The organism is Streptomyces sp. NPDC039430, assembly GCF_055639435.1.
This window is the reverse complement of the sequence record NZ_JBVKAK010000008.1, coordinates 143,010-157,764: the sequence shown is the minus strand read 5'-3', so window position 1 is coordinate 157,764 and position 14,755 is coordinate 143,010. Positions and strand designations below refer to the sequence as shown.

Genomic DNA, 14,755 nt, shown 5'->3' with positions numbered 1-14,755 from the left:
GATCCAGGAGCGATCGTATGAAGAAGTTCGTCAACGACCCGAAGAACTACGTGTCCGAGATGCTCCAGGGACTGGCCCTCGCCAACCCCGGCACCCTGCGGTACGTCCCCGAATACAACCTGATCATGCGCGCCGACGCGCCGCGGCCCGACAAGGTCTCCCTCGTCCAGGGCTCGGGCTCCGGACATGAGCCCTCACATGTCATGACCGTCGGCAAGGGGATGCTCGACGCCGCCTGCCCGGGTGACGTCTTCTCCGCGCCGCCCACCGACTACGTATACGAGACGGTCAAACTCGTCTCGTCCCCCAAGGGCGTCCTGTTGCTGGTCAACAACTACACGGGCGACCGCATGGCCTTCGAGATGGCCGAGGAGCTCTCGCAGGCCGACGGTGTCACCGTTCGTACGCTGTTCATCGACGACGACGTTTCGGTGCAGGATTCGACCTACACGGTCGGCCGGCGCGGGGTGGCCGGAAACTTCTTCGTGATGAAAGCCACCGGCGCGGCGGCCGAACGTGGGGCCGGTCTCGACGAGGTGTACCGGATCGGCGAGAAGGTGAACTCCGTCACGCGCACCATGGGCATGGCGCTCACCGCGTGCACGCCGCCGGCCAAGGGGTCCCCGCTGTTCGAACTGCCCGACGACGAGATCGAGATGGGCGTGGGGATCCACGGCGAGCCGGGCCGGCGGCGGGAGAAGATGCAGCCCGCGGACGCGATCGTGCGGGAGCTGGTCAGCGCTGTTGTCGACGACCTGCCCTATGTCCCGGGCGACGGCGTCGCCCTCATGGTCAACGGCCTGGGCGGCACCCCGATCGGCGAGCTCTATCTGGTGTACGGGCTGGCCCACAGGCAACTGGCCGAACGGGGCATCGAGATCCGCCGCAGCTACGTGGGCGAGTACTGCACCTCGCTCGACATGGCCGGCGCGTCCATCACCCTGGTCCGCCTGGACGACGAGATCTCCGACCTGCTCGCGGACCCGGCCGAGATCCCGGTCCGTGTCTTCTGACCGACGCGCGTTGTGGAGGAGGTCACCGACGGTGGCGAACAGGCTGCCGTCACAGCCGGGTTGAACACTTCATGGCTGCCGGGGGGCGTCCCGCGTGTACGGGCCGCATGAAGTCCACCGCGCGTCGGCTGTTGCGGCCGTGGCGCCCGATTCGGGTGTGCGGGACGTGCGAGGTGACCGCTGCGAGCGGGGTACGGAACCGAAGCGGGCAGTAAACAGGCATCCGGAGAGGTGAAACGGGCGCCACCCGGTCGCGCGTGCTGGTCCCCGGAGGCGGTGCCCGGCGCGTCGGGTGCTTCGACGTCAGGTTTCGCAGATGTGAACGGCGCGAAGCAGTCCCAGGTGGTGGCGCCGTGGTGATTCGTGGCGGCGGACGCGTGGGTGTATTCGTCACGTGGGGGGAACACTCCCGCGCACCGGTGTGGAAGTGTTATTCCGCCGCCAATAACCACAAGGGGAGAGGCTGGAGCGGGCAACGCCGATTTTGATACTCTTGAGGCAGGCAGGGGATCGCTGGGCTTTCGCATTCATTGCGGCCTTGTTGCATCCACCGGCGCATCCAATCGGGTTTCCCGTGGCGCCGCCTCCTTGGCCCTCTCCGTATCGAGCGCGATACCCGGAGTTCATATAAAGGGGCTGAGGCCCGGTTACTCGCGATGCGGGATCCGGCACTTCCCGGTGTGTCCTCGGCCACTGCGTGGAGAACCAGGCGGGCTGTTTGCCCCACTCACGCGCCGACCATCCTGCGGTATCAGCGCATTCATCGCGAACCTCTGCTCCGACTTTCGTTTCGGCGAGGTAAACAGGGTGTTCTTTGTAATACGTTTTCACGTCCTCCACAAGTGGCCGATTAGCTGCCATGGATATGGCCTGATCGGTCGCCCCGCTGTCATAACCATTCACTCCGGCCGCGGGGTGATGAGTGGCGTGACCGTCGCTATTCAGCCGGGCGGTGCCGAGGCCGAGCCGCTCGGGCCCCCTGGCCTGCCCTGTGATCAGCGGCCGGGCCGTGTCCATCCTGGATGTGCGTATTGCCGAGGTTATTGCTGCTGAGGCTTCGGCCGTACGGTTCGCGCCAGGATCCGCTCCGGCCGCGGCGGAGCGTCGGGTGCCGGCTTTCGTCGCCGCTGCGCGGGCATCGCAGTTCAGCCAGCATGCCTGGTGTCTCTGGCCTATGCCGCTGGTCTTGAGGCGCAGGCGCGTGCCCAGATGGCGCGAAGGGATTCCGTCGAGTTGAAGCCACGCCTCCCCGGCTTGAACCCATGCTTCGCCGACCGGATGGCATTTCGGGCGTTTCCGTGGGAACCCGACGCGTCCGGCTGGATGAGGTCGGTTTTCTGTCTGTATACAGTTGGTGATTCAGGGTGAATATATGCAAGGACCGGTGCGCGGACAGTGCCCGCCCAGTCATTTCCTGGAGGCGCCGGGCGGCGGGTAAATTTCGGAAGTTCGCGCGGTAAATTTCGAGAGTCCAGGCGCTCGGAAACGCGCCCGCGTGTCCTTGACGGTCATTCCCGGCCTGGGGCGCTACCGTCAACGCAGCCGGCCATGCGCTGGTTGACAATTCCCGAAGCGCTGGCTTGAATTGCGCCCGTTATGGCGGCGGCGTCGCCAAGAAAAGCGTTTCGATTCTGGTGGACGACTGACGAGAGCAGAGGCTGCCATGTGCGAATCAGCACGAGTGGACACCGGCACTGTCGCCGTCATCGGGGCCGCGCCCGCGGTGCCGGTGCGGACCGAGCGCGATGCCGGCGCGCTGACCGAACTGGCCGGTATGCCGCTTCCCGCGGACCGAACGGCCGACGTGGAGTCCGCGTGGGCGGCGTGTGAAGACGCGGGCGTCGGTGCCGACGACCCGTCAGGCGTCGGTGTCTTCCTGGCCGCCGACGGATCGGGCGGGGACGACGCCGCCTGGCTGACGCGCGCGCTCGGCCTCCACGGTCCGAGCCGGACCGGGCACGACCCCGTCGCCGAGGCCGCCGCCGCGGTGCGGTCAGGTGAGTGCGACCTGGCCCTGGTCGGGGCCGACGGAGCCTTCGCCGTGCTCACACGCGGGGACGGTGCGCGGACCGGGACCTTCGCCTACCGAATAACCACCGACGAGTGGCCGGCCGGCGTCCCCGCTCTGGTCGAGGCAGCGTTGCGTTCGGGCCGTCCCGGGCCGGGCCGCGCCGCGCCGGACGGGCCCGCCGTCCCGGTCACGCTGTCGGCGCACAACCAGGACGCGCTGCGCGCACGGGCCGCCGACCTGCACGCTCTCCTCGACGCCGAGCCGGACCTCCCGCTCGTCGACCTCGCCTTATCCCTCGGCCTGTCCCTCGCCACGACCGGTCCCGCGCTCGCTCGGCGCGCTGTGTTCGTCGGCGGGGACCGGGCGCGGCTCTCCGACGAGCTGCTCGCCGTCAGCGAGGGCCGCCCGGTGCCGGGGCTCGCGACCGGAGATCCGACGCCGTTCGCCGCGGCGAACGGCGTCGCCTTCGTCTTCCCCGGACACGGGCCGCAGTGGCTGGGCATGGCCGACGAATTACTCGAAGCGTCGCCGGTGTTCGCCGAGCAGCTGCACGCCTGTGTGGAAGCCCTCACGCCGTTCGTGGACTGGCCCGTGATGGACGTGTTGCGCGGCAGGACGGACACACCGTCGCTCGACCGGCCGGATGTGGGCCAGCCCGCGCTCTGGGCGATGATGGTCTCCCTGGCCGCGCTGTGGCGGTCCTGGGGCGTGGAGCCCGGCGCCGTCATCGGCTCCAGCGTCGGCGAGATCCCCGCCGCCACGGTCGCGGGCGCGCTGTCCGTCGAGGACGGCGCACGGGCCGTGGCCCTGTTCAGCCAGGCGCAGGTGCACCTGCTCGAACGCGGTGTGATGGTCTCCGTGCTGGCGTCCGCCGACGAGGTACGCGAGCGGCTGACCCGCTACGAGGGGCTCGACCTGGCCGCCGTACACGCCCCCGGCTCCGTCCTGGTCTCCGGGACCGAGGACGCCGCCACCGCGCTGATGGCCGAACTGGCCGCCGACGGCATCAGGGCCAGGAGCATCGCGATCCGCCTCGCGGCGCACGGCCGCCAGGTCGACTCCGTGCTCGACGCGGTGCGCGACGGCCTCGCCCCGATCACACCACGCCCGACGGATGTGCCCATCTACGCGGCCACGACGGGCGCGAGGGTCGACCCGCTCACCCTCACCGCCGACCACTGGTGCCGCAATCTCCGCAACACCGCGGACTTCGAGAGCGCCACTCGCGCCGCGCTCGCCGCGGGGCACCGCCTGCTGCTGGAGTCGAGCCCGCACCCCGTCCTCACCAGGGCCATGCAGGAGACCGCCGAGGACGCCGCCGTCGAGGCCACCGTCATCGGTACGCTGCGCAAGGGCAAGGGCGGCGTCGGCCAGATGGTCTCCGCGCTGGCCGAACTGCACGCGCACGGTGTGCTCCCCGACTGGCGGTCGGTGTTCGCGGGCCGGGACGCGCGTACGGTGCCGCTGCCCGCGTATCCGCTGCACCCGGCGCCCGCGGCCGGCCCCGCCCCGTCGCTGGCCGACCGGCTCGCGGACGCCCCCGACCGCATCGAATTCCTGATCGACCTGGTCCGCGCGCAGGTCGCCGCCGTCGTCGGCGGGGACATCGACTCCTCCGCCTACGCGGACGCCCCGCTGCTGGAGCTGGGCGTCGACTCGGCGGGCGCCGTGGCGCTGCGCAACCTGGTGAACGCGGCCACCGGCCTGAACCTGCCCGTGTCGGCGGTCTTCGACAACCCGACGTGCCGCGGCCTCGCCACGCTCATCAGCCGGGTACTGCTCGGCGAGCCGGCCGAGGACGACGAACTGGTCGCTCCCGCACAGCTCGGGGACGACGAGCCGATCGCCATCGTGGCGATGAGCTGCCGCCTGCCCGGCGGTGTACACAGCCCCGAGGACCTGTGGGAGCTGCTGTCCGCGGGCGGCGACGGCGTCACCGCGTTCCCCACCGACCGCGGCTGGGACCTGGACGGGCGCTACGACGAGGACGCCGAGCGCGCGGGCGGGTACTACCAGCGCGAGGCCGGATTCCTGCCCGACGTCACCCAGTTCGACCCGGAGTTCTTCGGCATCGCGCCCCGCGAGGCGCTGGCGATGGACCCGCAGCAGCGGCTGCTGCTGGAGATCGCCTGGGAGGCGCTGGAGCGGGCGGGCCTCGACCCGAAGGAACTGCGCGGCAGCCGGGCGGGCGTGTTCGTGGGCGCCATGACGATGGACTACGGGCCGCGGCTGCACGAGGCGTCCGCCGACCTGGAGGGCTACCTCCTCACCGGCAACACCGGAAGCGTCGCGTCCGGCAGGCTCTCCTACACATTCGGGTTCGGCGGGCCCTCCATCTCCGTCGACACGGCGTGCTCGTCGTCGCTGGTCGCCCTGCACCTGGCCGTGCAGTCACTGCGGCGCGGCGAGTGCCCCCTCGCGCTGGCGGGCGGCGTCACGGTCATGCCGTCGCCCGGCATGTTCGTGGAGTTCAGCCGGCAGCGCGCGCTGGCCCCCGACGGGCGCTGCAAGGCGTTCTCGGCGAGCGCGGACGGTTTCGGCCTCGCCGAGGGCGGCACGATGGTGCTGCTGGAGCGGCTGTCCGACGCGCGGCGCAACGGGCACCCCGTGCTCGCCCTGATCAAGGGCACCGCGATCAACCAGGACGGCGCGTCCAACGGCCTCACCGCCCCCAGCGGTCCCGCGCAGCGCAGGGTGATCCGGCAGGCGCTCGCCAACGCGGGCGTGCCGGCCGCCGAGGTCGACGCCGTCGAGGCGCACGGCACCGGCACCCGGCTGGGCGACCCGATCGAGGCGGACGCGCTGCTCGCCACCTACGGCCGGGAGCACCCGGCCGACCAGCCGCTCCTGCTCGGTTCGGTGAAGTCGAACATCGGCCACACGCAGGCCGCGTCCGGCGTCGCCGGCCTGATCAAGATGGTGCTCGCGCTGCGCCACGGCGAGCTGCCCAGGAGCCTGCACATCACCGAGCCCAGCCCCCACGTGGACTGGGCCTCGGGCGCGGTGTCCCTGGTCACCGAGCACATGCCGTGGCCGGAGTCCGCGCACCCCCGGCGGGCAGGCGTGTCCTCGTTCGGCATCAGCGGCACCAACGCCCACGCCGTGCTGGAGCAGGCGCCCGACGAGACCCCCGTCGAGCCGGCGCTGGCGTCCGGGCCCGTCCCGCTGGTGTTCTCCGCGTCCACGGAGGACGCCCTGCGCGCCCACGCCGCCCAGCTCGCCGCCGCCGCGGAGAAGCTGGCACCGGCCGACATGGCGGACGCCCTGCTGTCCCGGTCGGTGTTCGACCACCGGGCCGTGGTGGTGGCGGGCGGAGCCGACGCGCTGACGGCCGTGGCCCGAGGGGGCGAGTCCGCCCGCATGGCGATAGGCGTCGCACGGCCCCCGGGCAAGGTCGCGTTCGTCTTCCCCGGCCAGGGCTCGCAGTGGCTGGGCATGGGCGCCGCGCTGGCCGAGTCCTCGCCGGTGTTCCGCGACTCGCTCGACGCGTGCGCCGAGGCACTCGCCCCGCACGTGGACTGGTCGCTGTGGGACGTCCTGGCCGACGGCGCGGAACTGGACCGGGTCGACGTCGTACAGCCCGCGCTGTTCGCCGTGATGGTGTCGCTGGCCGCGCTCTGGCGCTCGTACGGTGTGGAGCCGGACGCGGTGGTGGGGCACAGCCAGGGCGAGATAGCCGCCGCCCATGTCGCGGGCGCGCTGTCGCTGGCCGACGCCGCCAAGATCGTCGCGCTGCGCAGCAGGGCGCTGCCCGCACTGTCCGGCCAGGGCGGCATGGTGTCGCTGGCCGCGACGGTCGACGACGCCCGCGCGCGGATCGCACGGTGGGACGGGCGGATCTCCGTCGCCGCGATCAACGGCCCCGGCTCGGTGGTCGTGGCGGGCGACGCCGACGCACTGGACGAACTGGTCGAGTCCTGCGCCGCCGACGGCGTACGGGCCCGGCGCGTCCCCGTCGACTACGCGTCCCACTCACCGCACGTCGAGCGCATCCGGGACACCCTGGCCACCGTGCTGGCCGGGGTGGAACCCATGCCCGCGCGCGTGCCGATGCTGTCCACCGTCACCGGGGAGTGGCTGACCGGGACCGAGGTGGGCGCGGACTACTGGTACCAGAACCTGCGGGAGACCGTACGGTTCGAGGACGCCACCCGCGGCCTCCTCGACCGGGGCGTCGGCGTGTTCGTCGAGTGCAGCCCGCACCCCGTGCTCACCATCGGCGTGCGCGAGACGCTGGACGCGACCGGTGCCGACGCCGTCGTGGTCGGCACCCTGCGCCGCACCGACGGTGACCTCGACCGGTTCCTGCTCTCCGCCGCCGAGGCGTACGTGGAGGGCCTGCCCTTCGACTGGCGCGCCGTGGTGCCCGCCGGACGGCCCGTGGACCTGCCGACCTACCCGTTCCAGCGCAGACGGTTCTGGATCGACGAGCCGGCCCGCCCGACGGCGGGCGGCGACCCGGCGCTGGAGGAGTTCTGGTCCGCGGTGGAGCGGGGCGACCTCGCCGAGACGCTGGACGTCCCCGCCGACGCGCCGCTGACCGACGTCCTGCCCAGCCTGGCCGGCTGGCGCCGCCGCAGCCAGGAGCGGTCCGCCGTCGACTCGTGGCGCTACCGGGTCACCTGGCGCCCGCTCGCCGCCGCCCCCGCCACACCGGCCCTGACCGGCACCTGGCTCGTGGTCGGCCCGCCGGCCGAGGCGGAGCATCCGTGGCACGCGGCGGCCGTCGAAGCGCTGCGCGCGCACGGCGCCGACGTCCTGGAGACCGACGGCTCCCCGGAGTCGCTGCGCGCCGTGGGCGTCGAGCCCAGTGGTGTGCTCTCCCTGCTGGCGCTGGACGAACGGCCCGACCCCGCGTCGCCGGCCGTCCCGAGCGGACTGTCCGGCACACCGGAGCTGGTACGGGCGCTCGGCGAGGCCGGCATCGGCGCCCCGCTGTGGCTGGCCACGACGGGCGCGGTGTCCGTCGGACGGTCCGACCCGCTGACCCATCCGGCGCAGAGCCAGATGTGGGGCCTCGGGCTCGCAGTCGGCCTGGAACACCCCGACCGCTGGGGCGGCATCGTCGACCTCCCCGTGACCCCCGACGCCAGGACCGCGACCCGGCTCGCCGCCGTCCTGGCCGCGCGGACGGACGAGGACCAGCTGGCGATCCGCGCCTCCGGCGTGTCCGTACGACGGCTGACCCCGGCCCCCGCACCCGCGGCTCCGGCCGCCTGGCGCGCCCGCGGCACCGTACTGATCACCGGTGGCACCGGCGCCATCGGCGGCCAGGTCGCCCGCTGGCTGGCGGCCAACGGCGCCGAGCACATCGTGCTGACCAGCCGCAGCGGCGCCGACGCCCCCGGCGCCCGCGAGCTGGAGGCCGAGCTGACCGCGCTCGGCGTCCTGACCACCGTCACCGCCTGCGACGCCGCCGACCGCACCGCGCTGGCCGACCTGTTCGCCCGGTTCGACGCCGACGGCACACCGATCCGCTCGGTCTTCCACGCGGCGGGCACCGTCCCGTCCCTGCCGCTCGCCGACACGTACACCCCCGACCTCGCGTACGCCCTCGCGGCGAAGGCCGTCGGCGCGGCCCACCTCGACGAACTGTGCGCCGGACGCGAGCTGGACGCGTTCGTCCTGTTCTCCTCCGGGTCCGCGGTCTGGGGCAGCGGCGAACTCGGCGCGTACGGCGCCGCCAACGCCTTCCTCGACGGCCTCGCGCAGCGCCGCCACGCCGACGGCCTGCCCGCCACCTCCGTCTCCTGGGGCATGTGGGCGGGCGAAGGAATGGCCGCGGGCGACCTCAACGATCAGCTGCGCCGCAGGGGCATGCGCCCCATGCGGCCCGGGCTCGCCGTCGGCGCGCTCGCCACCGCCCTCGCGACGGGCGAGACGACCCTGACGGTCGCGGACGTCGACTGGGCCCGCTTCGCCCCCGGCTTCACAGCGGCCCGCTCGCGCCCGCTGATCAGCGAGATCCCCGACGTCGTCGCCCTGGCGGAACAGGACACGGCGGAAGCGCCCGCCTCCGGCGGGGCGCTGGCCGACCGGCTCGCCGGGCTCACCGAGGCCGACCAGCACCGGCTGCTGCTCGACCTGGTCCGCGGCCACGCCGCGGCCGTGCTCGGCCACGACGGCCCCGACGCCGTCACCCCGGACCGGGCCTTCCGCGAGCTGGGCTTCGACTCCCTCACCGCCATCGAGGTCCGCAAGCGCCTCAACACCGCCACCGGCGTACGGCTGCCCACCACCGTCGTCTTCGACCACCCGACGCCCGAGGCGCTCGCCCGCCATCTGCACACCGTGGTGCTCGGCGAACGGGAGACCGCCGCGCCGGGCGGCCGGACCGCGACCCGTGACGCCGACGAGCCGATCGCGGTGGTGGCGATGAGCTGCCGCTACCCCGGCGGTGTGCGCGGACCCGAGAACCTGTGGTCCCTCGTCCTGGACGGACACGACGCCATCGGCGCCTTCCCGGACGACCGGGGCTGGGACCCCGACCGGCTGTACCCGGCCGACGCGGAGGCCCAGGGCCACAGCCGCACCCTGGAGGGCGCCTTCGTCGACGACGCGGGCGGCTTCGACGCGGGCTTCTTCGGCATCGCCCCGCGCGAGGCGCTGGCGATGGACCCCCAGCAGCGGCAGGTACTCGAACTGGCCTGGGAGGCCTTCGAGCGGGCGGGCATCGACCCGTCCTCGGTACGCGACAGCCTCACCGGCGTGTTCATCGGTGCCTCGCCGCAGGGCTACGCCGGCACCCTGGAACAGGCGACGCCCGAGATGGACGGCTACCGGCTGACCGGCGACGCGCTGAGCGTCATGTCGGGCCGGATCGCCTACTCGCTTGGCCTGCGCGGGCCCGCCGTCACCGTGGACACCGCGTGCTCGTCCTCGCTGGTCGCCCTGCACCTCGCGATGCAGGCGCTGCGGTCGGGCGAGTGCTCGATGGCCCTGGCGGGCGGCACGGCGATCATGGTGACGCCGACGCCCTTCGCCGAGTTCAGCCTCCAGGGCGGCCTGGCCCCCGACGGCCGCTGCAAGCCCTTCGCCGACGCCGCCGACGGCGTCGGCTGGGGCGAGGGCGCGGGCCTGGTCCTGCTGGAACCGCTCTCCGCCGCGCGCGCCAACGGCCACGAGGTACTCGCCGTCGTCCGGGGTTCCGCGATCAACCAGGACGGCGCGTCCAACGGCCTGTCCGCACCGAACGGCCCCGCGCAGCAGCGGGTCATCCAGGCGGCGCTCGCCAACGCCGGCCTGACCCCCTCGGACGTGGACGCCGTCGAGGGCCACGGCACGGGCACCCGGCTCGGCGACCCCATCGAGGCACAGGCACTGCTCGCCACCTACGGCCAGAACCGCCCCGCCGACCGGCCGCTGCTGCTGGGCGCGCTGAAGTCGAACATCGGCCACACCCAGGCGGCATCGGGCATCGCGGGCATCATCAAGATGGTGCAGGCGCTGCGGCATGGCGTACTGCCGCGCACCCTGCACCTCGACCGCCCGTCCCAGCACGTGGACTGGACGACCGGCGCCGTGGAACTCCTCGCCGACCAGCGCGCATGGCCCGAGACCGGCAGGCCGAGGAGGGCCGCCGTCTCCGCGTTCGGCGTCAGCGGCACCAACGGCCACGTCATCCTCGAACAGGCCGAGCCCGTCGCCCCCGCCCCCGCGGACGAGCCCGACGGCCGCACCCTGGCGTGGGCGCTGTCCGCCCGCGACACCTCGGCGCTGCGCGAGCAGGCCGTACGCCTGGCGTCCGCCATGGACGAGCGGCCCGAGCTGTCGCCCGTGGACATCGCCACGACCCTCGCGGCCGGGCGGGCCGCACTCGACCACCGCGCGGTCGTCCTCGGCACCGGCACCCCCGAACTGCGCACCGGCCTCGACGCCCTGGCCGAGGGTGTGGACGACCCGGCCGTGGTACGGGGCGCCCCCGACGGCGGCAGGCTCGCCGTACTGTTCTCCGGCCAGGGCTCCCAGCGCATCGGCATGGGCCGGGACCTGTACGAGACGCATACCGTGTTCGCCGACGCCCTCGACGAGGCGTTCGCCCACCTCGACCCGCTGCTGGCCGTGCCGCTGCGCGACGTGGTCTTCGGCGACGACCAGGCCATGCTGGACCGCACCGAGTACGCCCAGCCCGCGCTGTTCGCCGTCGAGGTCGCGCTCTACCGGCTCTGGGAGTCCTGGGGAATGCGGCCCGACGCGCTCGCCGGCCACTCGATCGGCGAACTGACCGCCGCGCACGTGGCGGGCGTCTTCTCGCTGGCCGACGCGTGCGCGATAGTCGCCGCGCGCGGCGCGCTCATGCAGGCGCTGCCCGCCGGCGGCGTCATGGTCGCGGTGCAGGCCACCGAGGAGGAAATCGCGCCCGAGTGCTCCGAGGACGTCGGTATCGCCGCCATCAACGGTCCGAACTCGCTGGTCCTGTCCGGCAGCGAACTGGAAGTGCTGCAACTCACCGACCGCCTCAAGGCGCAGGGCCGCAAGGTGAGCCGACTGCGGGTCAGCCACGCGTTCCACTCGCCGCTGATGGAACCGATGCTGGCGGAGTTCCGCGGCGTCGTGGCGAGCGCGACCGCCAACCCGCCCGCGCTGCCGATCGTGTCCACACTGACCGGCGCACCGGTCGACGCCGCGGAACTGGCCTCGCCGGAGTACTGGGCACGGCACGTACGCCGGCCCGTGCGGTTCGCCGACGGTGTCACGGCGCTCGTCGCGCAGGGCGTGACGACGATGGTGGAGGTCGGGCCCGGCAGCGTGCTCACCGCGATGGGCCAGGACAGTGCCCCCGACGCCGTGTTCGTGCCGACGCTCCGCTCCGACCGGCCCGAAGCGGACGCGCTGACCCTCGCCGCCGCGCAGCTCCACGTCCGGGGCGCGCGGCTGGACCTGGCCGCCGCGCTCGGCCTCCGCGGCAACCGCGTCGACCTGCCCACGTACGCCTTCCAGCACGACCGGTACTGGCTGACCGCGGCCGTCGCCCCCGCGGGCGACGGGGCGACGGCGGCCCTCGGTGTCGCCGCGGGCGACCACCCGCTGCTCCGCGCCGCCGTCGCGCTGCCCGACTCCGACGGCGTCGTCTTCACCGGTCGGCTGTCCACACGGACCCAGCCGTGGCTCGCCGACCACGGTGTCGGCGACCGGGTTCTCTTCCCCGGCACGGGCTTCCTCGACCTCGCCCTGCACGCCGCGGGCCACTGCGGACTCGACGAGGTCGAGGAGCTGACCCTCCAGGCCCCACTGGTCCTGCCCGAGCGCGGCGGCGTCGCCCTGCGGGTCGCGGTCGGCGCGGAGACCGACGACAGGCGGAGCATCCGGGTCCACTCGCGGGCCGAGGACGCCGACCGGGACGCGCCTTGGACGGAGCACGCCACCGGCACGCTCACGGCCGGCGACGCACAGCCGACCGAACTGGCCGCGTGGCCGCCGGAGGGCGCGACCCCGATGGACGTCGACGACGTCTACCACCGCCTCACCGAACTCGGCTACGACTACGGGCCCGTGTTCCGCGCGCTGCGCGCCGCCTGGCGCCTCGGCAGCGACGTATACGTCGAGGTGGCCCTGGAGGACGGGACCGGCGGCGAGGGCTTCAGCCTGCACCCCGCCCTGCTCGACGCCGCGCTGCACGCACCCGTGCTGCGCGCACTGGACGAGACCGGCGGCGGCCCCCGGCTGCCCTTCAGCTTCACGGGGGTACGGCTGCACGCCGTCGGCGCCTCGGTGCTGCGGGTGCGCTGGACGCCCACAGGCCAGGACGAGATGGCACTGGCCGTCGCGGACCAGGCAGGCAGGCCCCTGGCCACCGTCGAATCGCTGGTGATGCGGCCGGCGGAGCTCAAGAGCGTCGCCTCCCGGACCGCCGAATCCCTGTTCGCCCTGGAGTGGACGCCCGTCGAAGGGACCGGGGACAGGCCCGTCGCGCTCGCCGTGCTCGGCACCGGCGCGGACAGCCTCGGACTCGACGCGCCGGCGGTGTCGGGCTTCGACGCCCTCGACGGCGTGACCGACCTGCTCGCCCTCTGCCCCCGGCCCTCCGGCACGGACGACGGCACGGCGGCGAGGGAAGCGGTGTCCTGGGCACTGACACGGGCCCAGGACTGGCTCGCCGACGAGCGGACCGCGAACACCCGCCTGGTGTTCGTGACCCGCGGCGCCGTCGACACCGAAGAGCCCGACCCGGCGCACGCCGCCGTGTGGGGGCTCGTACGGTCGGCGGCGACCGAGAACCCCGGCCGGTTCGCGCTCCTCGACCTCGACGACGCCGAAGAGTCCGCCCTCGCCGTGCCCGCGGGACTGGCCTCCGGCGAACCCCAACTGGCCGTACGGGCCGGGCTGGTGACGGCGCCCAGGCTCGTACGGGCCGCCACCGGCACGCCGCCCGCCCCGCCCGCCGACGGCCCATGGCCGGCGGACCAGGACCGCCCCGTCCTGGTGACCGGCGGCCTCGGCACACTCGGCGCACTCGTGGCACGCCACCTGGTCGCCGACCAGGGCGTCCGCAACCTCGTACTGGCCGGGCGCAAGGGCCCGGCGACCGAGGGCGCGGAGGAACTGCGCGACGAACTGGTGGCGCTGGGCGCCGAGGTGTCCGTGGTGGCCTGCGACGTGGCCGACCGCGACGCGGTGGCCGCTCTGCTCGCCTCACTGGACCGGCCGCTCGGCGCGGTCGTCCACACGGCGGGCGTCGTCGACGACGGCGTGCTGGAGTCGCTGACACCCGAACGGGTCGACCGCGTATTCGGCCCGAAGGTCGACGGCCTGCTGCACCTGGACGAGCTGACCAGGGGCACCGACCTGACCGCGTTCGTCGTGTTCTCCTCGGCGGCCGGCATCCTCGGCAGCGCGGGCCAGGCGAGCTACGCCGCCGCCAACGCGGCGCTCGACGCGGTCGTACAACGCCGGCACACGCTCGGCCTGCCCGGCGTCTCACTGGCCTGGGGCATGTGGGCCGCCGCGAGCGGCATGACGGCGGGACTCGACACGGGCGACCGGGCCAGGCTCGGCCGCTCCGGCATCCTCGAACTGCCCACCGACGACGCGCTCGCGCTGTTCGACACCGCGGCGCGGGACGGCCGCGCCACGCTCGTACCGGTCCGGCTGGACACCGCGGCACTGCGCGGACAGGCGGCGGACGGCACACTGCCCCTGATACTGCGCGGCCTGGTCCGCGCCCCCGCCCGCCGCGTCACGACCGCGGCTCCCGTCGCGACCACGACGTTCGCCGACACCATCGCGGGCCAGTCCGCCGCGGACCGCGAACAGACGGTGCTCGACCTGGTCTGCGCGCAGGTCGCCGCGACGCTCGGCCACTCGGGCGAAGCACAGGTCGATCCCGGCCGCGCGCTGCGCGACCTCGGGTTCGACTCGCTGACCTCGGTCGAGCTGCGCAACCGGCTCACCGCCGCCACCGGGCTGCGGCTGCCCTCGACGCTCGTCTTCGACCACCCGTCGGCCGCCGCGATCACCCGGCACGTGCTCACGCTGCTCCCGCGCACCGAGCCCGATCCGGGGACCGGCGTGCTCGACCAGCTCGACCGGCTGGAGAGCGCGCTGCTCGCCCTCACCGACGACGGCGCCGCCACAAAGGCGGACCTGCGGCTGCGCGCCCTGCTGGCCAAGTGGAGCGACACACGGACCGGTGACGCCGACGAGGACATCGAGTCCGACCTCGACTCGGCCACCGACGACGAACTCTTCGGCTACCTCGACAACGAACTCGAAACCTCGTGACCGGGTCGGA

At 73.6% G+C, this 14,755-nt stretch carries 2 protein-coding genes; both read left to right on the top strand.

All coding sequences use genetic code 11. The features are described 5' to 3' along the window. Positions 1-17: 17 nt before the first annotated feature. On the top strand, positions 18-1,013 hold the full coding sequence (gene dhaK, locus ACZ7LS_RS21230) for a dihydroxyacetone kinase subunit DhaK (protein WP_382519468.1): 996 nt from the start codon (positions 18-20) through the stop codon (positions 1,011-1,013). Between the two features lie 1,681 nt (positions 1,014-2,694). Continuing rightward, complete coding sequence (locus tag ACZ7LS_RS21225; protein WP_385130271.1) at positions 2,695-14,745, top strand: type I polyketide synthase; 12,051 nt, start codon at positions 2,695-2,697, stop codon at positions 14,743-14,745. Positions 14,746-14,755 lie beyond the last annotated feature (10 nt).